Genomic DNA, 23,854 nt, shown 5'->3' with positions numbered 1-23,854 from the left:
TTACTATAAGGAGGGTATAAGGAACATCTCATCGAGTGCCATATTGTTACAATTATCGTGCCAAAATAAAATGTTTTATTTGGTGTGTTTTTATTTACTGATTTATCGATAAATTTCCGTGTCCGAGAAAATTTTTTCAAAAATGAGAATAAGAAAAGAATAGAATGTTAAAAGAATTACTTGAGAACAAAACGGCAATCGACTATGAGAAGGAGATAATCCGTCTGAAAGAAGAGATGAATGCCGTAATACTGGCGCATTATTACCAGACGGGAGATATTCAGGAACTCGCAGATTTTATCGGTGACAGCCTTGAACTTGCCAGGAAAGCAAAGGAGTCGATGGCTGATGTCATTATTTTTTGTGGTGTACACTTCATGGCAGAGACTGCAAAAATACTTAACCCGGATAAACTCGTACTACTTCCTGATCTCGAAGCGGGGTGTTCGCTTGCTGACTCATGTCCTGCAGAACCGTTTGCAGAGTTCAAAAACAGGTATCCCGATCATCTTGTCTTAAGCTATATAAACTGCTCGGCAGAAATTAAGGCACTTAGCGACATCATAGTCACTTCGAGCAATGCAGAAAAGATTGTGAGACAGATTCCACTTGACCAGCCGGTAATTTTTGCTCCCGACAAAAATCTCGGTAAATACATAATGAAAAAGACAGGCAGGGAGATGGTGCTTTGGGATGGCTCCTGTATCGTCCACGAAACATTTAGTCAAAGGAGAATTGAGGAGTTGATACTTCTGAATCCTGATGCAAAATTGATCGCTCATCCCGAGTGTGAAGATCATCTGCTGGAGAAGGCATACTTTATCGGCTCCACCTCTGCACTGCTGAAATTTGTACAAACGGATGCTTCCACCGAATATATTGTAGCTACAGAACCCGGAATAATATATCAGATGGAGAAGGCGGTCAAGGGTAAAAAATTCATTCCGGCTCCGGGTGAGGATGAATCATGCAGTTGCAACAACTGTCCATACATGAAACTTAATACAATCGAAAAGTTGTATCTGTGCATGTTGAGAAAGTCACCTGAGATTACAATGCCGGAAGTGATAAGGGTAAAGGCACTAAGACCTCTCGAAAAAATGCTGGAGATGAGTTAACAGGATTTAACAACATACAACGGAGATCAAAAATGTTGGATGAAAAAGAATCAAAATATAAAGGTGCATACGAAAAAGCTGCAGATGATGCGATTGACCCGCGGTGCATACCCATGACTCTCGAAGGTCTTCCGCCTGTGGGAGATCAAATTGTCACACCTGAATACAGTGATGATGACAATGACACATGGGGACAATTGTACAGGAGACAGACCGGATTACTTGACGGGAGAGTGTGCGATGAGTATATCAAGGGAGTCGAACTTATGGGTTTCGATGATAAAAAAATACCCTCGTTAAAGCATCTGAGTTCCGTTTTAGACGACACCACCGGATGGAAAATCGGAAGGGTACCCGGCTTGATACAGGCGCAGAATTTTTTCGAACTACTGCGGCAAAGAGTTTTTCCTTCGACTGACTATGTAAGGGGGAAACATGAAATTGATTATACCCCCGCCCCCGACTGTTTCCATGATATTTTTGGACACATGCCTCTGCTCACCAATCAAAACTTTGCGAATTTTTACCAAAAGTTCGGTGAGGCAGCGCTTCGGGCAAAGGGGGAACAACAGATATTTCTTGAAAGATTTCACTGGTTCACAGTTGAATTTGGGTTAATCAACACCCCCGCCGGAAGAAGGATATACGGAGCGGGAATAGTTTCCTCTTTTAAAGAGGTGGATCATGCACTCGGGAGTGAGGTTGTAGTTCACAATTTTGATCCGGAAAAGATTATTCATCAGGAATATGAAGTCTGGCATCTGCAGCCCGTCCTCTTTGCTATCAATTCATTTAAAGAGCTTGAGGAAGGATTCGACCGCTGGACAAAAAGTGCAGGGATATTGAACTAAGAACAAAAAAGATTGTTATAACATATATTGATTATAACTTTTATGGAGATGAATTTATGTTGAATACCGGAGATAAGGCTCCTTATTTTGAACTTCCGAATCAGGACGGTGAAACAGTAAAACTGACCGATCTGAAAGGGAAGAATGTTGTTCTCTATTTTTATCCAAAGGATGACACAAGCGGATGCACAAAAGAAGCGTGCAGCTTCAGAGATGAGCTTTCAATTTTTGAGGGTGTAAATGCAACGATCATTGGTGTCAGCGGTGATTCTGTGAAATCACACAGAAAATTCGCAGACAAATACAGCCTCAATTTTACACTCCTCAGCGATGAAAGCAAACAGATGCTCGAGGCATACGGTGTGTGGAAAGAGAAGAGCATGTACGGGAAAAAATACATGGGAATTGAACGAACAACTTTCGTCATCGATCCTGAGGGAACGATAAAAAAGGTGTTCAACAAAGTAAAAGTGGACGGTCACACCGAAGAAGTGAAGAAAGCTCTGAGCGAATAGATCATGAGACGAAAAGTTTTTGTCTCCCGGCGTGAGGTGTTTTCTTCAGCCCACCGGCTCTACAATCCTGATTTCTCAGATTCGGAAAATGAGGAAATCTACGATAAATGCAACAACTATCATGGACACGGTCACAATTATATTCTGGAAGTGGTGGTCGAAGGCGAGATAGATGAGCGGACAGGATATGTACTGGACTTGAAGGAGTTGAAAAGAATAATCATAGATAATGTGATCCGTAAAGTTGACCATAAACATCTGAACCTCGATGTTGATTTTATGAAAGGGGTAATTCCCACTGCAGAGAATATAGCAGTAAAGATCTGGGATCAACTGGTTGATAAAATTCCGAACGGTAAACTTTACAAGATAAAATTACATGAAACAGAGAATAATTTCGTTGAATATTTTGGAGATTAGAGATGGATATTGAGAGAGTACAAGGATATGTAGAGCATATACTTACTGAGATTGGTGAAAACCCCGAGAGGGAAGGGCTGTTAAAAACCCCTAAAAGAGTGGCAAAAGCTTATGAATATCTTACTTCGGGTTATACAAAAGATATAAACAAGGTATTGAACGGCGCAATATTCAATGAAGAGTACGATGAAATGGTTCTGGTAAGAAACATCGACTTCTACAGTATGTGTGAGCACCACATGCTTCCTTTTTTCGGAAAGGTTCACATCGCCTACATCCCTGACGGAAAAATCGTGGGATTGAGTAAACTGCCACGGATTGTGGAAGTATTCGCAAGGAGGCTTCAGGTGCAGGAAAGGATGACAAAAGAAATTGCTGACACCATTAATACCTATCTGAAACCAAAAGGAGTTGCGGTCGTTTCGGAGGCCTATCATATGTGTATGATGATGAGGGGTGTTGAAAAACAAAATTCCTCGACTACTTCTTCCACCATGCATGGAGTTTTTAAGAATGACCCTAAAACCAGAGTGGAATTCCTTAGTCTAATCAGGACGGGAGATTCCAGAATAATATGATGAACATCTGGATATCGGGTGCAAGCACGGGAATCGGAAAAGCACTTGTGGCTCAGGCTGTTGCCGGTGGATTCCAAGTGATCGCCACTTCAAGAAACAGGGAAAATCTGGATTCACTTTCAGGGGCTGTCAATTCCCCTAATCTTAAAACAGCCGTATGTGATGTGTCTTCTTCCGGGAGTGTGGAATCATTTTTTGAAACCATAATGAACGGGGAAGCACCATCAATTCTGATAAATTGTGCCGGGGTTACAACTTTTAAGGAAGCTGTAAACACTTCGATAGAGGAAGTTGACGCTATTATTAAAACCAATCTTTTGGGTTCTGTTTACACTATTCAGGCAGTGCTTCCTTCAATGATCAAGAGAGGTTCAGGTACAATTCTAAACATTTCATCAGTTGCATCAAGGGATGTGTTGAAGGCGAGCAGCATCTACTCCGCATCTAAGGCAGGTTTGCTGCAATACAGCCGGGTGGTGCGGGAGGAAGTCCGTGAACACAATATTAAAGTAATAGATGTGTTGCCCGGAGCCACCGAGACACCAATCTGGCATGAAAAAGTGAGGGAGAAGTACCGGGAAAGAATGATGCAACCTGAATCACTCGCAAAATTTATTGTTGGCTTCCTTAAAGACGACACAAATATCGTACCTGAAGAGATCATTTTTAAACCGGTTACCGGAAATTTGTAGTTTTATATGATTTGGGTCAAATAAAAAAAGAATAAGGTCGTTTATTCCGTTAAATGATTTTGATAAAATCAAAACAAATATTAATTTTGAAGGTTACAAAATTGAGATAATTAACGGAGATCAAATAGCCGATTTGCAGAATAGCTTAAGAAGTAATTGGCACGGTGAAGAAATAAACAGCCTTATGGGAAGAACCGGAAGTTTAATAAAAAGGCTCACAGATATAATCTTGAGCAGTTTAGCCTTGATTCTGTCGTCACCTGTCCTGCTGATAGCTGTAATTGCTATTAAACTTGAATCGAAAGGTAATGCCTTTTTCATTCAGGATCGAACAGGTCTTGGTGGCAAGCCATTTAAAATGATCAAACTTAGAGGTATGATTGACGGTGCCGAGCAATTGGGACCCGACTTCACCCAAAAGGATGATCCCCGCTTGACCAAAGTCGGGAAGATACTTCGCCGCACATCCATCGATGAAATTCCTCAGGCAATAAATGTCCTGCTGGGGGATATGAGCATTGTTGGACCGCGTCCCGAACTTACCAAGATCACCGATCAGTTTACTCCCGAGCAGAGAGAGGTTTTCAATTTCAAACCCGGTATCACAGGCATTTCCCAGATAAACGGCAGGCAGTCTTTGTCACCCGAGGAAAGAGTTGTGATGGAGATTGACTACTACCGTCAGGCGACATTCTGGTCAGATTTACGGATTATTCTCAGAACTCCCAAAGTTGTAATAACAAACGAAGGAAACATATAAGAATTGAAAAAGGTCCTGATAATTGCCTTTCTCATTTCTTCCACACTATTTTCCCAGCCTGAACCCGTAAATTCCGAACATCCGGTTTACTTTTTCCTGAGAAGAGCTTCCATCTCGGGTTATCTCAACTATTACGACGATGCCATACTTCCTAAAAGTCACTCAGAAATCAAAAAACACCTTAAAGAGCTCGACAACAAACGGGCCGAATTGAGCACAACTTTTGTAACCGAACTCGATTACTACAAGCAAAATTTCCTTTCCGATGAATCCGGCGAGAAACTTACCTTCAGCAATTATTTTACCTCTGATTATGCCCAACATCTTTATGAACATCGGGGTAAAAATTACAATGTCTCGATTGATCCCGTACTGGGACTGAAAGTACATGGTACCAATCTTCAGGGTTACAACGGCAATTCTGCAGGATATCTGAGGTATGGCGGTACAGCACGATTCACTTACAAGGACTGGCTCTCGGCTTACATAATCGCATGGAATGGAAATACTTACGGTTCGAGACAGCTAAACCAGATCGACAATCTGGTGGCCCAGAAATTTACTTTTAGAAGAACAGGACTCGAGCATTTTGACGGCACCGAGGGTGGTATCTTTTTCGAGAAGGATATTTTTTCCGCTTCGATCTCACGAAACAGGGAAGTGTGGGGAGAAAACTTCTTTAACAAAGATAAAATTTCAGCCACCTCACAGATGTTCGACAAGTTAAGTTTTGCCATTAAAACTGATTTGTTTACATACAGTTACCTGCACGGCTGGCTTGTGATGCCGCAGTATATCATTCCCGGAAATGTGATTATGGGTGATACCAAAGCCCGAACAGAAAAATATGCAGCCCAGAACCGTATCTCGGCCGATTTGTCGGGTAAAGTCAGAATTGCCGTTTGGCAATCGATTATCTATTCCAACCGTTCCTTTGAGCTCGGTTACCTCAATCCTTTCCTTTTCTGGGAGTCGGCGCAGAGGTCACTCGAAGACCTTGATAATTCACTTATCGGTATTGATGCAAGATACAGACCAGCAAGAGGAGTGGAACTCACAGGTTCACTTATCTTTGATGACATCAACTTCCAATATATGGTTCCTGGTCAATTTCAAAAGTATAACAACCGGTTTTCTTTCCTCGCCGGTGTGATGTATATCCCTTCATTCGAAGACCAGCTTACGGTCAGTGCCACATATTATTTCGTCAGACCTTACACATTCGCACACCCCGCGGCAGGAGAGGACCTGGCATACCTTAACAACAGTTTCCCTCTCGGACTGGATGTGAAGCCGAACTCGGACATGATAAATCTGAGGCTCGACTGGCAAGTGGAGTCATATCTTCGTTTCTCTTTGGATTACAAACATATAAGGCATGGCGAAAACATCTACGATCCGGCCGGAAACCTTTTGGAAAATCATGGCGGTTCTTTTTTTATAAGCACCAATTCCCTCTCGAATGAAGACGCGTGGTTCCTTTCCGGGGAGTTTCAGAACACAACGCTTGTTGAACTTTCGATGAATCTTGTGCCGGGAGCAAACACCGTCATAAAAGCGGGTTATATTTACCGTAAAAGCAATTTTTTGGAGCCTTTCCCTGAAAGCTATTTCTACGCAACCCTAAATCTGTTCTATTTTTAACCATTTAAGATATTAATTTTTTCTCTTGTTTTACAATTTGTTTTCATTGTAAATTGAACTTTAATTTCAAGAAACAACGGTTTATTTTATGCTCAGACTTCGCGGCTTAATTATCCTCTTTCTCCTCGCCTTAATTGCCGAAATCTTCCCTCAAAAGTATGTAATTCTCGAAAAAACCCCTGAATACATGGTGGTAAAGTTTGATCTCCGTAATTTTACGAAGGTCAGGGATACATTGATTGGCGGACGGAAATTCTCGTATTTCCCGGGAGATGGAATGTATTTCATGAAGGAAGGGGAGCCTGCAATACCTGAGTATTCAGTTTCGGTTGGAATAAGCTACAATTCAAAACCAAATATATCCGTGATTGCCTCTGAAAGAGGGGAGACTGAAAACCGTTTCATCCTTCCTTTTTCTCTCGTCGATTCAATCGCCTTTAAACCGGAATTGCTCTTTTTCGACAAAGACCTGTACAATATCGACCGTTATTTCCCGAGTGTGCTTGCCCGTCTCGAAGGAAGATATTCATTCCGTTTCTCTGAAATTCAACCTGTAATTGTTTCACCGTATCAATACAATCCTGTGTCGAGGGAACTCGTAAGATACAATTCGATTACTGTAAGAATCGATTATAACATCGAATACAGTGATGCATTCATGGTTACACCGGTCAGTGACCAGGCGACCGCTCAGTTTCTGAAAAACACAATTATTAACTTTGAAGATGCCAAAAAGTGGATCGGTGAGAAAAAATCAAATCTTCCCGACAACCCCGCTTCGCAGACCAAATGGTACGACCCGTCCAAGCAATATCTAAAATTGTATCTGAACAAAAGAAATATTTACAAACTGACTTACGAGGAACTTATTGAGGCCGGAATGCCTGCAAACCTCCAAATTCAGAACAAAAAACTGCAAATATTTGGACCTAAAGGGGAGGTACCTCTGGCAATCTATGGCGAAAATGATTCCATTTTTACCCGCAGGAGTTACATCATTTTTGCCGGTGACTCGATGCCTGCATCCCCGAATGCTACCCTGAATTTGTACAATAAGTCGAATGTTTTTTGGTTCTCCTACCAGGCTGATACAAGCGGGCTGAGATACAAGGACAGAGACGGAACCATCTCTGCTCCATCTGCAGGTCTAAATTACTCAGTGGACAGACTTCATTTTGAAGAAGACAAAATTTATGAAAGATTAGGCTGGGCTCCAAACGGAAACAGAGATTACTGGTTCTGGCAAAGAATCAATGCCTTTAGAGGAGTGCCCGAAAATGGATTTGCCCACCGTTTTGAGCGGTTGCCGGACCTTGACCCTCAAAGACCTTTTCTACGTGTTCGCGCTGAAATACATGGAATTACAACAACAGTTTACCCGTGTAATTTCGTTCACAGTGTCAATCTGTTTATCAACGACCGAAAAATTGCCAATCTGAAATGGAACGGACAGGATAAAATTCTCTTCGACTCCACATTCAATATTACAACCGATTCAATTGTTATTGCCAGCGAGGGTAATCAGTTTAAAGTAGTAACTGACGGCAATATCTGCCTTGACGACCGGAATGATGAGCTCAGAGTAAACTGGTATGAACTTGAGTACTGGCGTCTCCATCGTGCTGCCGGAGAGTATTTCCGCTTCCAGAATCCGATTGGTGTTTCGGGTAACAGATCATTCTGGATATTCAACTGGACAGGCGATACAATGTTTGTTTACATTCCTGACAGAGCCGAAAGAATAATCAAACCCTGGATCCTTAGAAATCCACAGGGGGATGTTCTTTTCCAGGATTCGGTCCAGTCAGACAAGATTATTGACTATTTCGCCGTCGATGCCGATTATGGATTAAGAGTCGACTCTATAAAAGTGGATGTACCTTCGAATATCAAAAATCCAAATAACGAAGCTGATTACATCATTGTCTATCACCCGAAATTCAAACAGATAGCCGAGAGACTTGCACAGTTTCGCAGGACGACCCCGATTTCCCCCGGTGAGACTCCATTGAGGGTTTACAGCGTTGATGTGATGGAAATTTACGACGAGTTTTCCGGCGGATTGATGGATCCGTTCGCGATAAAATCATTCCTGAAATATGCTTTTGAATCATTCCGCAGACCGGCACCGCTGTATGTAACACTCGTTGGTGACATGAGTTTTGACTACAGAAAAATTCTTCCCGACAGCAGGGAAAACTATATCCCCTCACTTCCTTTCCACTCGATTCAGTACGGAATTGCTGCGAGCGACAATTCTTTAGTCGCTTTAACCGGAGAAGACATTACTCCCGACATGGCAATCTCCCGTCTTTCAATTGAGACAATTGAGGAAGGAAATATTGTCATGGGGAAAGTGGAAAACTACCCGGGTGACAATACAAAGAAATGGAGGGAGTCGGTTCTTCTGATGTCTTCCGGTATCGACGAGCAGGATGAGCTTCAGTTTGGATTCAACAGAGAGTCGCTGAAGTTAAAAGACAATTTCCTCGAGCCAAAGGGTTTTAATGCGGTCGCGTACTGCAGATACCCAAGCAATCCGGAAGAACAAAAATATGCCGGATCAACTCCCGAAATTCTGGCAGCTTTCGACAAGGGGGTTGTGGTTGCTAATTATTACGGACATGGAGGCGGCTACCAGTGGGATCTCATTTTCACGAATAACCACATTTATCAGTTGCACAATGACGACCGACTTCCTTTTGTAATAAGCGTTACATGCTACACAGCCCATTACGACAATCAGGATGTGTTTGGAGAGCAGTTCCTGAAAATTCCAAATAAAGGCGCCATCGGATTTTTCGGAAGTTCGGGTCTTACTCACTGGCAGATTGGTACATATTTCAACGGCCTTCTCTTCGATGAGATGTTTAATCTTAAGAATTATGTTACCGGTCTTTCCACTCTTGCGGCAAAAGTAAGAACTCCGCCGGTTGGTTACTATATTAACCAGATTGCACTTCTTACATACCTTGGCGAATCAGGACTCCGTCTTGCTGTACCAACAAAACCCGATTTTGCAATTGCAAACAATGATCTGAGTTTCTCATCCACTACTCCGCTAAAGGGCGACACACTCTCGATGATGGTGAAAATGTCCAATTATGGAATAAAAACGGGTGATTCGGTAAATGTAACTTTAAGTTTTTCAGCCGGTGATACTTCCGGGATTATCAGTACAAAGCGGGTTCCTGTATTTGGAAATAACGATTCACTCACTTTCAAATGGGCAACCCCGGTAAGCGGTTTGATAACCATTTTCGCAGAGATAAATCCCGGTGGACTCGTGGATGAAGACGATCTGACTGACAACAAAGGGCAAAGACAAATCGCAGTTTATGATATTTCCGAACCGAGTCTTCTGTACCCTCCCGACGGGTTTACCTCACAAAAACTGACGGATATTGAGCTTGCTGACATCGGGTACTACATAAACAGAGGATTTGTTTACGGTGTTGAAATAGATACCGCATCAAATTTTGCATCACCACTTTTTGTGCTGGAAAATTTGAAAGCAAATGAAGGTCTTCTCAAGTACTCATTATCAGTACTTCCTCCGGGAAGATATTTCTGGCGGGCACGGATTGTTGACGGACAGGATTACGGCAGATGGTCGACACCCAGAACTTACTCTTCCGTTGATGGTGAAAAGAGGGGTTATTACTTTAAAGGCAATTTGCTCCTGAATTCAGAGATACAAAACCTTACTTATTCAAAGATTTACGACGGGCTTTTGCTTAACACTGAACGAAAAGTTCCGAGACCGTCAAATCCAAGATTGAAACGGGAGTTCGCTCTAACTCATATAGAGGAGCTTGATACTGTAGGCATGACTTGTTTGACCACCGACGGCAAATATCTTTATATCGCTGATTACTGGTTTGATGTTCAAAAAAGAAATCCTGACGGCAAGTCACAAATTTATATAGTCGGTACCGGTAAAAACGGAACGAATCAGGGTGAATTTTACGGTACTGTTCCCGGGTTTAAGCAACAGATCCGGCTCCAGATGGCATACCTTAACGGGCATATCTACTATCCGGGTGAAAACTCAAATGTTTTATACAAAGTGGAACCGACTGTCGGAAAGCTTGACAGTATACAGCTGACTCAAGGGTTGCTCGATTTTGATTTTGGAGATGAGAGAGTTGTTGGTAAGTATATGATTGCCGCATACGACGGTAAAATCTACAATTTCGCAAACAAAAGGATCAACGGAAGAAGAGCTTCCATAGTCAGAGTGTTTAATCCAGCAAACTGGAGTGTTGAACGGGACATCGAACTTCCACTTATCGAGCCTTATGCATCGGTAGCCGGTTTTTTCATAGTTGGTGATATTCTGTATATGTACGAAGACTACGCTTCCGGATTTTTCATGGCAGCCAGACTTTCGGATGGCAGCTACCTCGGAGAATGGTTAAGCTGGGACACCAAAGTTCTAAGGGACTTGAAGCGGTTCTATTCGTGGGTTTATGACGAAGACAGTGACGAAATATATGCCACCGTTTACCGTCGAAATGATACAATACAAAAGCGCATCGCTGTTTTTGCCGGGTATTATCTCGACTCTGAGGGAAAACTTGTCTCCAAAGAGATCGGACCGGCTACGAAATGGAACAAGGTTAATTATGAAATCGTGACAAGCAATGCGACCTCACTCTATCAGGTTGACCTCCACGGACTTAACAGTGTTACAAGACAGTGGGATACACTTCGTGTCGGTATACCAAATGGTTTTGATATCTCAGGGTACAGTCCGCAGGCATATCCCTATATGCGAACCGTAGTTTCTATGGAAGACACATCGTACTCCACGACCAACCCGATGTTTATCAGATCGATACATGTGGATTGCGAAACCGAGGTACCGGAGATAACCATCTCAAACAACGATTTTACATTCGATCCCGACAGCCTGATTCAGGGTTTTGACATTACTGTCTCGCTTAAAGTGAGGAATATCGGGAAAGTGCCCTCTGATTCCACCACAGCGAAATTGTATCTTGGAGATGCCGACGAACCTTTCTACACAGAAAAGTTCAAAATTGCAGCGGATACATTTCATACTGTATCGCACACGATCAATACTTCAAAGATAGTTTTCAACAACAAGGTTCGCGCTGTTGTCACAATGGAGGGAACCGAAATGTACACCTTCAATAACATTGGAGCTGACAGTTTCTATGTTACGCGTGACACCATAAAACCTGATTTTACGATCACATTTGATAAGCGGGATCTCATAAATGGTGATATTATTTCGAGTAACCCGCTTATTGAGATTGTGCTCACGGATAACAGCCCTTTACCACTCGATACAACACGGTTGAGTATAGTGCTGAACGGAAAACCTGTAGGTTTCAAAAAAGACACTGTCAACACCTCTTACACCCCTTGGCCCAATTCCAGACTGGATGTGACCTGGAAGCCATGGTTGAAACAGGGTAAGCAAACACTTGAGGTTTTCACAAAAGATGCGTCTGACATACCGTACAGTAATGTAGCCCAGAAGTATCAGTTTTTCATCTATGACAAAGATGATATTCAGCAGATATATAATTATCCGAATCCATTCACAACCGAGACCTGGTTCACTTATGAATTGCGTGGAAATATTCCGCCCGATGAGGTGAAAATCAAAATATTCACTATTGCCGGAAGACTTATCAAGGAACTGGTTGTTCCATCGACAGCAATGCAGATTGGTTTGAATAAAGTCTATTGGGATGGCAGGGATGAAGACGGGGACGAAATAGCGAATGGTGTATATCTTTATAAACTTATCACAAAGTACAAAGACCGTACAAAAACGACCATCGAAAAAATAGCGAAGGTTAAATAGACCTTTATATGACTTCCGGCGAACAGTTTGTTAAAGATGTAATCGAGTGGGATGTTGTTAACTGGTCGAAGTGCCTCCCTTTTTTTGGTAGACTGGCAGGTGATCTTACAGGTAAAAAAGCTCTTGCGATAGGGGAGAGGCATGGTGGTCTCTCCCTTTGGCTTGCATATAAGGGAGCAATTGTTACTTCTACCGACCTTGAAGGAGTTTCCGGTGAAGCAAAAGCCATGCATCAGAGGTATCAGGTTACCAATTGGATAACCTATGAAAATGCCGATCTGACTTCACTTCGATACCCTGACTCATCGTTTGATGTGGTAATGTTCAAGTCGGTACTTGGAGCTCTTCGTTCGAAAGAAAATCAACAGAAGGGAATATCCGAAATTTACCGTGTGTTGAAACCGGGTGGAGTACTCCTGTTTGCAGAAAACCTTGTAGCATCTCCAATTCACACTTTTCTTCGCAAAAAATTCATCAAATGGGCATCCTACTGGCGGTACATTACGATTGAGGAGGCGGAGGAATTGTGTGGCATGTTTTCCTCATTTTCTTTCAAAACCGCCGGCTTTACAGGTGCTTTTGGCAGATCAGAGGGGCAAAGAAGGATGTTGGGAAAGCTTGACGGTTTTCTCGAAAAGATGGTACCCTCGAAAAATCGTTACATTATATTCGCTGTTTGTAAAAAATAGACCAAAATATTTTTTTTAGTGCGTTTAAGAGTTTTCCATATTGTTAAAGTTTTTTATCTTGAATAATGTATTTTATTATTTTTCAATCACAGGAATCGTGCCATGTGTGGAATAGTCGGTTATATTGGAAACAACAGTTGCGTACCCGTAATTATTGAGGGATTGAAGCGTTTGGAATACCGGGGTTACGATTCTGCCGGTCTTGGTGTTATAAGAAAAGGGAACATAGAAGTAACCAAGATTAAGGGGAAAGTGGCTCAACTTGAAAAAGCAGTTATTGAAAGCGGAATCGATTCAACGATAGGTATTGGGCATACCCGTTGGGCGACTCATGGTGAACCGAATGAAGTGAATGCGCACCCTCACTCGAACGATGACGGTGATTTGATTTTGATACACAACGGTATAATTGAAAACTATTCCACCCTCAAAGCCGGCCTTAAGCAGCATGGTTGCAAATTTAAAAGTGCAACAGATACTGAAGTTTTGGCACATCTCTTTGATACCTACATAAAGTCCGGATATACCCTCTTTGAGGCAGTCCGTCGTGGTCTCAACGAAGTTGAGGGAACTTACGGCATTGCAGTAATCTACACCAAGGAACCTGACCGCATCGTTGCAGCCAAAAAAGGTTCTCCACTCCTTTTGGGAATTGGTGACGGTGAAAATTTTGTAGCTTCTGATGTATCGGCGATACTTCAACACACAAAAAAAGTGGTTTATCTTGAAGACGGGGAGATAGTTGAAGTGTTTAAGGATCACTATCTCACAAAAACCATTGAGGATATCGAGGTTGACAAGGAAGTTCATCAAATCGAGATGACTCTGGATGAGATAGATAAAGGTGGTTATCCGACCTTTATGCTAAAAGAGATTATGGAACAGCCCGAATCCCTTAAAAATTCGATTCGGGGAAGGCTTGTTCTGGAAAATGGTGATGTGAAGCTTGGAGGTTTGGAAAATGTTCTCGACCATCTTCTATATGTAAAAAGGATAATCATCATTGCGTGCGGTACTTCGTGGCACTCTGCACTGGTAGGGAAGTATATGTTTGAAACATATCTCAGAGTGACAACTGAAGTGGAGTATGCAAGCGAGTTCAGATACAGGAATCCTATTGTTGGACCCGGTGATGCGGTTTTCTTTATCTCGCAATCGGGTGAAACTGCCGATACTCTCGCAGCTTTGAAAGAAGCAAAAAGGAGAGGTGCACTCTGTCTTGGAATTTGTAATGTTGTAGGGAGTTCCATCGCAAGGGAGAGCAAGTCGGGAGTTTATGTACACGCCGGTCCGGAGATTGGTGTGGCATCCACAAAGGCATTTACCTCGCAGCTCGTCGTCCTTGCTCTAATTACAATATTGCTCGCAAGGCGTAAAAACCTCACTCTGGAAGAGGGGAAGAGCCTCGTGGAAGAATTCAAGAAAATTCCCGAGTATGCCAAAGAGATTTTAAAACAAAACGATTTAATAGAACAAATTGCAGAAAAATTCAAAAATGCCACTAACTTCCTTTATTTAGGGAGAGGGTACAACTTCCCCGTGGCATTGGAGGGCGCTCTGAAGTTGAAAGAAATTTCATACATTCACGCAGAAGGTTACCCCGCGGCAGAAATGAAGCACGGACCAATAGCACTGGTCGATGAAAACATGCCTGTGGTATTCATAGCGCCTAAAGATGCTACTTACGATAAAATTGTAAGTAATATCGAAGAGATAAAGGCCCGTAAAGGAGTTGTAATAGCAATAGCCACCAACGATGATGAACAGATCGATGATCTGGCTGATTACTCCATAAAGATACCCACGACAAGATCGATACTGATGCCCATTCTTACGGTCATTCCGCTTCAACTGCTCGCATACCATATTGCGATGAAAAAAGGCTTAAATGTGGATCAACCACGAAACTTAGCTAAAAGCGTAACAGTTGAATAACAAAATGGAGAATCTATGGAGCGGAAAAACATCCTTATCATGGGAGCCGCAGGAAGAGACTTTCACAACTTTAATACCTGGTTCAGGGATAAAGAGGAGTATAATGTAAAAGCCTTTACGGCTACTCAGATCCCTAATATCGACGGAAGAAAGTACCCTGCATCACTAGCAGGAAAACTTTATCCGGACGGTATTATGATCTATGACGAGAAAGACCTCACCAAACTGATAAAAGAGATGAATATAGATGAAGTTTACTTCTCATATTCTGATGTCCCCTACAACTATGTAATGAACAAATCTGCCGAAGTTAATGCTGCCGGCGCCTCCTTCACACTTATCGGAACAAAACAGACCATGCTTAAATCATCGAAACCGGTGATCGCGATTGTTGCTGTAAGAACGGGGAGTGGAAAATCCCAGACTTCAAGAAAAGTTGTCGAGCTTCTCAGAGCAGCCGGCAAAAAAGTTGTTGCAGTAAGACATCCAATGCCTTACGGTGACCTTGAAAAACAGCGGGTACAGAGATTTGGTACACTTGAAGACCTCAAAACTCACAAGTGCACAATCGAAGAGATCGAAGAGTATGAACCACATGTGGCAAACGGTGGTGTAATATATGCAGGTGTCGATTACGGCGATATCCTTGCACAGGCAGAAAAAGAAGCTGATGTTATAATCTGGGATGGCGGAAACAACGATTTTTCGTTCTATAAACCAGATCTCACAATTACTGTAGCAGATCCCCTCAGACCGGGTCATGAATCAACCTATTACCCGGGCAATGTTAACATTCGTCTGGCTGATGTTGTTGTTATAAACAAAATTGAATCGGCTGAACCTAAGAATGTACTTTCAGTTCGTAACTATATAAGATCGGTGAATCCAAAAGCTCAGATAATTGATGGTGCTTCACCTATCACAGTTGACAACCCGGAAGTGATCAAAGGTAAGAGAGTTCTTGTGGTTGAAGATGGTCCAACTCTTACACACGGTGAGATGGAATTCGGAGCCGGAACCGTGGCTGCCATGAATTATGGTGCTGCAGAGCTTGTTGATCCGAGACCATGGACAGTAAAATCAATTACTTCAACCTATGAAAAATATCCAAAAATTGGTGTTCTTCTCCCTGCAATGGGTTATGGAGATGACCAGGTGAAAGATTTGGAAGATACCATAAATGCCACCGACTGTGACAGTGTGGTTATTGGTACTCCAATCGATCTTGGAAGAATTCTGAAGATTAACAAACCATCTACCAGAGTGGGATATGACCTGCAGGAGATTGGCGGAATAACTTTAGAGAAGATTCTGAAAGAAAAAGGACTTCTATGAGCAAGCTTGCCGTCGTAGCACTCGGCGGCAATGCACTCCTTAGAGGAAATCAATCAGGCACTATAAGGGAGCAGGAACAAAATGCTTTCAATACGTGCAAGAGTCTCGTTGACCTCATCCTTCGCGGATATACAGTAGTTATAACGCATGGAAATGGTCCTCAAGTGGGTAATCTGATACTTAAAAATGAAGCAGGTTACGAGAAATTTTTGCTCCCTAAAATGCCTCTTGATGTATGTGTTGCCGAGTCGCAAGGGCAAATTGCCCACATCATTGCGGTGCAGATGGAGAGACTTCTCCTTCAGCACAACATACAAAAAGAAGTCATTTCCATGGTAACCCATGTTGAAGTGGACGCCAATGATCCTGCTTTTCAAAATCCAACGAAACCGGTGGGCCAATTCTTCCTGAAAGAAGAGGCAGACCTCCTTTCGAAAGCAAACGGTTGGCAATTCCGTGAAGATCCCCGCAAAAGGGGATGGAGACGGGTTGTCGCTTCGCCTGTGCCCACCCATGTCCGTTCAGCACACATCGTAAAAAAACTTACCGATGATGGTCATATTGTCATCTGTGTGGGTGGTGGTGGAATTCCGGTTATCCAAAACGGATATGGCACCATGAAAGGTGTGGAGGCTGTCATCGACAAAGATCTCGCTTCATCGGTTCTGGCAAACCAGATCGGGGCTGATGAGCTTGTAATTCTCACAGATGTCCCTCAGGCATATCTGAATTTTCAGAAGGAGAATGAAGTTGCTTTAAGAGAAATCACAGTCGATGAAGCCGAAAAGCACATTAAAAATGGAGAATTTGCAGCGGGAAGCATGGGTCCTAAAATCCAGGCTGCTGTGAACTTCGTTAAGAATGGCGGAAAAAGAGCAGTAATAACAGAAGCCGGCGAGCTGGGAAAAGCTAATCCGGGAACAAGAATAATCGCTAACTAATGGACTAAAATTATGGCAGTAAATATGAAAGGAAAGAGCTTTCTTTCCATTAATGATCTTACACTCGAAGAGATGTGGCAGATTTTTGATCTGAGCAAAACTCTTAAAGAAAAACTTTATACCGGTGAAGAGCATCACCTCCTTAAAGGCAAAACACTCGGAATGATTTTCGCAAAACCGTCAACCAGAACAAGAATTTCGTTCGAAGTCGGTATCTGGCAACTCGGTGGCATCGGAATGTATTTCGGACCAAACGATTTGCAATTGAACAGAGGTGAAACCATCAGCGATACTGCGAAAGTTCTTTCAAGATACCTCGACGGAATCATGATCAGAACCTTCAAGCACGAAGATGTTGAGGGACTCGCTAAATACGGATCAATCCCCGTTATTAACGGTCTGACCGACCTCCTTCACCCCTGTCAGGTAATGACTGATCTTTTTACAATACTTGAAAAGAGAAGAAAATTCCAGGGCTTGAAGCTTGCATACATTGGAGACGGAAACAACATGGCGCATTCACTTCTGAACGGTTGTTCGAAGGTCGGAATGGATATAACCATTGCCTCACCCAAGGGTTATGAACCTCTCGGATGGATAGTTGAAAATGCAAAGAAGAACGCCAATTACATGGGTTCCAAAGTTGTAATCACCAACGATCCGGTTGAAGCATGCAAAGATGCCGATATCATTTATACAGATGTTTGGGCAAGCATGGGACAGGAAAAAGAGGCTCAGGAGAGAAATCAGAGATTCACCGGATTCCAGGTTAATAACAACCTCGTTGCGAACGCAAAAGATGATTATCTCTTTATGCATTGCCTCCCGGCTCACCGTGAGGAAGAAGTTACAAATGAGGTGGTAGATTCAGCCAATTCAATCGTGTTTGATGAGGCAGAGAACAGACTCCATGTTCAAAAAGCAATCATGGCTTTGGTGATGTAATTTCCAAAACTTAAATAATACTTCGGTATTGGTCGTTTAAACCGCTTCAGAGATGGAGCGGTTTTTTTTATGTGATCTAAAACACACGGCACTCTTAAATAAATACTCGCACGCTTCTGTTCATTTTTCTTTTGGTAATTAATAATACTTTCATTACATTATAATCGTGGAGTATAAAAATTATTTAATCGAAAAATAAATAGAATTCATCGACAAAACTATAAGTTTTATCGAAAAAAAAGTTTCTAATCACCTCAATTAATAAAGGAACAAGCAGATGAGGTATTCAAAATACTTTTTGCGTGTTTTATCCATAATCCTGATTCCTTTCGGCGTCTATGCCCAAAACGGGGGGAATGCGCTCTCATTTGACGGGGTCAATGATTTTGTCAAGGTAGACGCAGGATCGGGAAGCGGACTAAACTTCGGCGGTGGAAGCCAATTCACCGTTTCCATGTGGGTATATCCCAACAATCCCGGTGCTGCCGGCGATCAAACATTGTTTCACAAGCACCACAATTTTGTTGGTACAGCTCAGTATACACTTTGGTTGAATGCCGGTTTTTTAAATGCCAGAATTGACCGCTTCTCTGCAGGTGGTAACTTCTTTATGAACGGGGTTACTCCTGTTTTGACACAGTCAAAATGGTATTATGTAACTCTGGTTAAGACAGCATCAGCATTTCAGATTTATGTTGACGGTATACTTTACAATTCTGCTTCAATTCCCGTAACCCAATTAGGTGCTTCCTCATCGATCGGTAATATCTATTTTGGAGTTGATGGATCCGGTGCTGCTCCGTTTAACGGGAAACTGGATGAAATTAAGGTTTGGAGCAGTACACGCACTTCGACTGAAATAAGAAGAGATATGTACAAGCCGGAAACATCCGGTACCGCAAACCTGCCGCTTTATTTAACACTTGACGAGGGTACCGGACAATTACCTTCGGATGGCGGAAATTCACCGGTAAACAATGTATATCTCGGAATGGACGGTACTGTTGAGACTACCGACCCAACCTGGGCGGTCTCCGGTTCAACTGCGGGTCCCCGTTATGCCCTTTCGCTTGACGGAGTTGATGAGTATGCACTCTCATTCCAGCCTTTCTCAAACAATTCTGATTTTTCAGTCGAGTTTTGGGCAAAAGCCGGGAACACCGGTTCCCGTCAGGTTGTGTTTTCGCACGGCTCCAGTCCAAACCTGATTCAGATTGGTTTTCTTTCACCGGGTGATCCTGATAACCCGAACGGATTTTTTATCGCATTTGATTCCGACATTCTGGCTTCATCTCTCGGAGCGACTGATGTGGCATGGAATCATTACTCTGCAACATACAACAGCTCGACAGGTGAGAGAAGTCTGTACCGAAACGGAAAGCTTGTAGCAATTGATACCGCTGCGACTTCTTTCAGCACTGGTGGTAATGTAACAGTTGGTTCAACCGGTGTAATTACTGACTATTTCAGCGGGATGGTCGATGAGTTGAGAATCTGGCAAAGCGTAAGAACTCATCAGCAAACAGTTGCCAATATGAGCCGTTCTCTTGTCGGAAATGAAAGCGGGTTGACTGCGTACTACAGACTCGACCAGATTGCTCATACCTCACAAAACAGAGCACTAAACACTGCAAGCGATCTTCTTGACCTCGATCTGGTAAATATTGAGCAGGATGTTGATTTTGTAAGTTCAACAGCTTTTCATACCTGGATAGGGAGTGTGGATAACCAAACAACATCTCCCGGAAACTGGAGCACAGGTTTAACTCCTTCAAACAATGACAATGTCGGGTTTGATGTCTCCACTTTACTCACTCCTCCAGCCAACATAATGTCGTCCTCTGTTTACAGAAATGCGACATTTACAGCATCGGGCACCACACTTGCCGGGAGCCTTGGAATATTGGGTAATCTTGGACTAGCCATTCCTCTTAATGTCGGAGGTAACATGGTCTCTATTGGAATGACCGGAAGCCTCGTTGAGACAGGTTCAAATCTTTTCTCGAACGGTGAGCTGCTTTCCAGCAGAGCGATCAATGCTCCTTCCAACGAGAATATTGCAGGATTTGGTGCATCCCTTACCAGTTCCGCAAATTTGGGCGCAACTCTGGTAAGGAGAGCGCACACAGCCTACGGTTATGGTGCGGCAACAGGTATTAATAGAACATATTCTTTTGCTCCTGCCACAAACACCGGTTTGAATGCATCTCTGGTTTTAAGATACGATGACTCGGAGCTTAACGGAAATCCGGAAGCGAATTTGAAATTCTTTAAATCCACAGATAACGGCACTTCATGGACAGTGCTTACCGGTACACATAATATAGTTGCTAATACTTTTACACTGACCGGAGAAAACTCCCTGGGATTGTACACAGCATTTGGCTATGTAGCCCCGGCAGTCACTTTGACAAATCCAACTGTGAATCAGGCGTTTCTTTCCCTTACACCAACTCTTGAATGGACTATTACCGGCGGAATACCGGCTTTTAGTGCCACAGTTCAGATCTACAGTGACCCCGGTTTAACTACTCTGGTTCATTCTGCGAATGTTGGTGGAGCACTCAGCTATGTGGTTCCTGGTGCTGTTCTCGAGTATAACAGGAGATACTGGTGGAGAATCGTCGTCACTGACGGTGCAAATGTTACAAACAATGGCCCGGTAATAACTTTTACCACCCTTCTTGACACTCCTGTTCTTACTTCACCGGCAACCGAGTTTGAATCACTCGTGATGTCACCTGATTTAAGCTGGGCTATAGCAAACAACAGATCGAATGTCAGATATAAGCTTTTGGTTGGCACATCTCCGGGACTTTCCGACCCTGCAAACACAAATGTGACATCAGGAGTAAACCCGGGAACACTGACACTCAATCCTGTCGGTCTCGCAGTTGCAACAAAATACTGGTGGACAGTAAGAGCTGAAGTGTTTGATGGATCAGCCGCAAACAATGGTGAGTTTAAGGTGGCTTCTCCGGAGAGGACTTTCTATACTCCTCTTGATGTACTCACCACTCCAATCAACGGAGTAACCGGACACACCCTTGAGCCTTCGTTTGCATGGACTGATGTGGCTTTTGAAACCGAATATGAATTGAGGATTTCGACAGCGGGTGGAACACAAATCGATTTCAACGCCGGTGTTATATTTACTGATCTTGCAATTCCTGCAAACAGTACTTCAGTAATCTACAATGAAAATACGCTTAACGAGGGACCGGGTTCACAGTATGTATTCCCGTTAACTCCAAATACCAAATATTACTGGCAACTGGTTGCCAAAGATGGCGGTGTAAGCATTAAATCGCCAATTTGGCATTTTACGACCTATCCGGCTGTAACTGTAAGTCAGCATAATCCGGGTACAGGTGACACCGTCTATCTGAACAATGCAATGTTTACATACGGAATCAACCAGGCAACAAACGGGTTGAAGTTCAAGTTACAGGTTAAGTCCGCTCTAGTGGCACCTGTCAAAACAGACTGGCTGACTTCCAATTTCACCGGTACCTCAACAGACCTTTTCCAGACTGTTAACCTATTAGGTGGATTGAAATATTACTGGAGAGTTGTTCTTCTGAACAATTCAAATCAGGTAATGGCATATTCGCCGACAAGTTACTTCCATACCAGTGGTGGAGCAACAGTTCCTTATCCATCGTGGCCGGTCAATTCTGTGAGAGTGTATACAAACACTCCTCAATTGAACTGGTACACCGCAGGTTACAGTCCCGAAATCACTTTTGATGTTGAAGTAAGGGCAGGCTCCATAGCATCACCTGTAGTTTACTCAAGTACTAACATAACGAATATTTATCATCAGATAACTACACCACTTACTGCAGCTACCTACCATTACTGGAGAGTCAGAAGCGTTTACAAACGCGGTACACCTGATGAGCAGATATCAAACTGGAGTGCATACCAGATCTTCCAGCCATGGGGCGGAGGAGCACTCGTAACTCCACAGTTATCGTATCCGATTAACAATGCACTTGTTTATACTACCGCGCCCTATATCTACTGGTATCTTGGCGAAGCCGGAACAGGTCTTGACTTTTTTGTGAGGATTAGTGACAACCCGTCCATGACGGGAGCTGTGGAATACCCTGCCGGGACATCTCTTTTTGTTCAGGTATCAAATCTTACACCCGGCAGGACCTACTATTATCAGGTTCGTGCACAAAACAGTCTGATGCAGTCGGTTAATTCAGCATTGGGAATGTTTACTGTAGCCGGAGGCGTTGCTAATGGTTATCCTGTGCTCAATTGGCCTACAGGTAACCCCACAGTTTACACAACCCTGCCTACCCTGACCTGGTATCTGGAAGGATCCCCGCTGGGAATCACAGAATACAGGGTTAGATGGAAAATCGGTTCGAATTCAAGCAACTGGAATTCTGATTTTACCGGCTCTGTTACTGTTGCCGGTGTTCACAACACTTCCTACAGTTTTACAGTACCATTTGCCGAAGGACAGGTGGTTTACTGGGCTGTTGCGGCATCTGATGGTACCACACTTTCAACATGGGCATCTGATTACTTCACAATCTACAGTGGAAGTACTCCCGGTGCTCCGGTTCTTTCGTGGCCTGTTGGTAACGCACTCTTGTTTACTGTCAATCCACAACTTTCGTGGTGGGTTAATGGTTCCACAAGCGGGATCGTCGGTTATGAAGTTGTTTACAGTTATTCTGATGTATTTGCAAATGGTGCAACAACAACCACTTACTCAACAAATACATGGTTGGATGTATCAGGTCTCGTAGAAGGCGCAACATACTGGTGGAAAGTAAGAGCCCATTTTGGAGGTCTCTCTTACGGACCATATTCAGCAGTTGAATCCTTCACTGTAAATCCCGGTTCGTTTGCTCCTGCTACTCCGATAGTTGGTGGTCCCAACAATGTAATGGTTGGAACGACCTCGCCGATTATTTCATGGGGTATTCCCGCAGCTATGACAACAGGAATGAAGTTTGAACTCGAAGTTGCTGAAAATCCAAACTTCACTAATTCAACAGTTTTTGAGAATCTTACTTCTGCCAATAAAACACTTCAAGGTTTATCACCGAACAAGTCTTATTTCTGGAGAGTAAGAACAAAAACGAATGATGGAAGTTATTCCTACTACTCAGCTTTGGGTAAGTTCAAAATAATGGATGGAGCAACCGATATCAAGGAAGTTGCTGAAGTTCCGAAAGAGTTCAATCTTTCACAGAACTATCCAAATCCATTCAATCCTTCAACAAGTATCAGGTTTGCAATACCAACCGATATGAATGTGAAGCTTGATGTTTACAATACTCTCGGAGAGAAGGTTGCTGAACTGGTTAACGGACCAATGACCGCAGGCAGCTACTCAATAGCTTTTGATGCATCATCTTTACCTTCTGGTATCTATTTCTACAGAATCGAAGCCGGCAGCAATGTAGCAGTCCGCAAGATGATTCTGATGAAATAATCTGAAGGCTGAATAGCGAAGGCTGAAGGCTGAATGACGAAGGCTGAAAAGTGATAATTAAAAAGCCGCTCTTAACCGGGGCGGCTTTTTTATTTTAGATAACTCTTTGCACATAGAGCCCTGAG

At 43.0% G+C, this 23,854-nt stretch carries 15 protein-coding genes; all 15 read left to right on the top strand.

Features of this window, described 5'->3' with window-relative positions:
- The first annotated feature begins 164 nt into the window (after nt 1-164).
- The 15 genes from nadA to J0L60_11200 all read left to right on the top strand — a co-directional run bounded on the left by nadA (nt 165) and on the right by J0L60_11200 (nt 23,729).
- On the top strand, nt 165-1,118 hold the full coding sequence (gene nadA / locus J0L60_11270; protein ID MBN8546697.1) for a quinolinate synthase NadA: 954 nt from the start codon (nt 165-167) through the stop codon (nt 1,116-1,118).
- A 32-nt stretch (nt 1,119-1,150) separates the two neighbouring features.
- Nucleotides 1,151-1,969: a phenylalanine 4-monooxygenase gene (locus tag J0L60_11265; GenBank protein MBN8546696.1), complete on the top strand. Its 819-nt coding sequence runs from the start codon at nt 1,151-1,153 to the stop codon at nt 1,967-1,969.
- A gap of 56 nt (nt 1,970-2,025) precedes the next feature.
- Entirely contained in the window at nt 2,026-2,484 is a 459-nt protein-coding gene (bcp, locus tag J0L60_11260) for a thioredoxin-dependent thiol peroxidase (protein ID MBN8546695.1), read from the top strand.
- Between the two features lie 3 nt (nt 2,485-2,487).
- Nucleotides 2,488-2,904 carry a 6-carboxytetrahydropterin synthase gene (locus tag J0L60_11255; GenBank protein MBN8546694.1) on the top strand — a complete coding sequence of 139 codons (417 nt, stop codon included), beginning with the start codon at nt 2,488-2,490 and terminating at the stop codon, nt 2,902-2,904.
- A gap of 2 nt (nt 2,905-2,906) precedes the next feature.
- Nucleotides 2,907-3,482, top strand: a complete 576-nt coding sequence (gene folE, locus J0L60_11250) for a GTP cyclohydrolase I FolE (GenBank protein ID MBN8546693.1) — start codon at nt 2,907-2,909, stop codon at nt 3,480-3,482.
- Complete coding sequence (locus J0L60_11245; protein MBN8546692.1) at nt 3,482-4,174, top strand: SDR family oxidoreductase; 693 nt, start codon at nt 3,482-3,484, stop codon at nt 4,172-4,174. The genes folE and J0L60_11245 overlap by 1 nt, the downstream gene beginning before the upstream one ends.
- 184 nt (nt 4,175-4,358) lie before the next feature.
- A complete protein-coding gene (locus J0L60_11240; GenBank protein ID MBN8546691.1) occupies nt 4,359-4,934 on the top strand; it encodes a sugar transferase in 576 nt (191 codons plus the stop codon).
- A gap of 3 nt (nt 4,935-4,937) precedes the next feature.
- Nucleotides 4,938-6,578, top strand: a complete 1,641-nt coding sequence (locus J0L60_11235; GenBank protein MBN8546690.1) for a hypothetical protein — start codon at nt 4,938-4,940, stop codon at nt 6,576-6,578.
- Nucleotides 6,579-6,666: 88 nt separating this feature from the next.
- The gene (locus J0L60_11230) at nt 6,667-12,420 is read left to right on the top strand and encodes a hypothetical protein (protein MBN8546689.1); all 5,754 of its coding nucleotides are present in this window, start codon (nt 6,667-6,669) and stop codon (nt 12,418-12,420) included.
- An 8-nt stretch (nt 12,421-12,428) separates the two neighbouring features.
- On the top strand, nt 12,429-13,109 hold the full coding sequence (locus J0L60_11225; protein MBN8546688.1) for a class I SAM-dependent methyltransferase: 681 nt from the start codon (nt 12,429-12,431) through the stop codon (nt 13,107-13,109).
- A gap of 102 nt (nt 13,110-13,211) precedes the next feature.
- The gene (gene glmS, locus J0L60_11220) at nt 13,212-15,044 is read left to right on the top strand and encodes a glutamine--fructose-6-phosphate transaminase (isomerizing) (GenBank protein ID MBN8546687.1); all 1,833 of its coding nucleotides are present in this window, start codon (nt 13,212-13,214) and stop codon (nt 15,042-15,044) included.
- A 15-nt stretch (nt 15,045-15,059) separates the two neighbouring features.
- Nucleotides 15,060-16,379: a GTPase gene (locus tag J0L60_11215; GenBank protein MBN8546686.1), complete on the top strand. Its 1,320-nt coding sequence runs from the start codon at nt 15,060-15,062 to the stop codon at nt 16,377-16,379.
- On the top strand, nt 16,376-17,320 hold the full coding sequence (gene arcC, locus J0L60_11210; protein ID MBN8546685.1) for a carbamate kinase: 945 nt from the start codon (nt 16,376-16,378) through the stop codon (nt 17,318-17,320). The genes J0L60_11215 and arcC overlap by 4 nt, the downstream gene beginning before the upstream one ends.
- Nucleotides 17,321-17,332: 12 nt before the next feature.
- Entirely contained in the window at nt 17,333-18,265 is a 933-nt protein-coding gene (gene argF, locus J0L60_11205; GenBank protein ID MBN8546684.1) for an ornithine carbamoyltransferase, read from the top strand.
- A 277-nt stretch (nt 18,266-18,542) separates the two neighbouring features.
- A complete protein-coding gene (locus J0L60_11200) occupies nt 18,543-23,729 on the top strand; it encodes a T9SS type A sorting domain-containing protein (GenBank protein MBN8546683.1) in 5,187 nt (1,728 codons plus the stop codon).
- Nucleotides 23,730-23,854: the final 125 nt, after the last annotated feature.

It is taken from the genome of Ignavibacteria bacterium (genome assembly GCA_017302895.1).
Classification (GTDB): domain Bacteria; phylum Bacteroidota; class Ignavibacteria; order Ignavibacteriales; family Ignavibacteriaceae; genus UTCHB3.
Note: the sequence above shows the minus strand (reverse complement) of the source record. Positions and strands in the feature narration are given on the sequence as shown.

Coding starts and splice junctions, on each gene's coding strand:
- J0L60_11255 (MBN8546694.1), top strand. CDS start 2,488: ATGAGACGAAAAGTTTTTGTCTCCCGGCGTGAGGTGTTTTCTTCAGCC.
- J0L60_11215 (MBN8546686.1), top strand. CDS start 15,060: ATGGAGCGGAAAAACATCCTTATCATGGGAGCCGCAGGAAGAGACTTT.
- J0L60_11200 (MBN8546683.1), top strand. CDS start 18,543: ATGAGGTATTCAAAATACTTTTTGCGTGTTTTATCCATAATCCTGATT.
- argF (MBN8546684.1), top strand. CDS start 17,333: ATGGCAGTAAATATGAAAGGAAAGAGCTTTCTTTCCATTAATGATCTT.
- J0L60_11245 (MBN8546692.1), top strand. CDS start 3,482: ATGAACATCTGGATATCGGGTGCAAGCACGGGAATCGGAAAAGCACTT.
- J0L60_11230 (MBN8546689.1), top strand. CDS start 6,667: ATGCTCAGACTTCGCGGCTTAATTATCCTCTTTCTCCTCGCCTTAATT.
- bcp (MBN8546695.1), top strand. CDS start 2,026: ATGTTGAATACCGGAGATAAGGCTCCTTATTTTGAACTTCCGAATCAG.
- glmS (MBN8546687.1), top strand. CDS start 13,212: ATGTGTGGAATAGTCGGTTATATTGGAAACAACAGTTGCGTACCCGTA.
- J0L60_11240 (MBN8546691.1), top strand. CDS start 4,359: ATGGGAAGAACCGGAAGTTTAATAAAAAGGCTCACAGATATAATCTTG.
- folE (MBN8546693.1), top strand. CDS start 2,907: ATGGATATTGAGAGAGTACAAGGATATGTAGAGCATATACTTACTGAG.
- nadA (MBN8546697.1), top strand. CDS start 165: ATGTTAAAAGAATTACTTGAGAACAAAACGGCAATCGACTATGAGAAG.
- J0L60_11265 (MBN8546696.1), top strand. CDS start 1,151: ATGTTGGATGAAAAAGAATCAAAATATAAAGGTGCATACGAAAAAGCT.
- J0L60_11225 (MBN8546688.1), top strand. CDS start 12,429: ATGACTTCCGGCGAACAGTTTGTTAAAGATGTAATCGAGTGGGATGTT.
- arcC (MBN8546685.1), top strand. CDS start 16,376: ATGAGCAAGCTTGCCGTCGTAGCACTCGGCGGCAATGCACTCCTTAGA.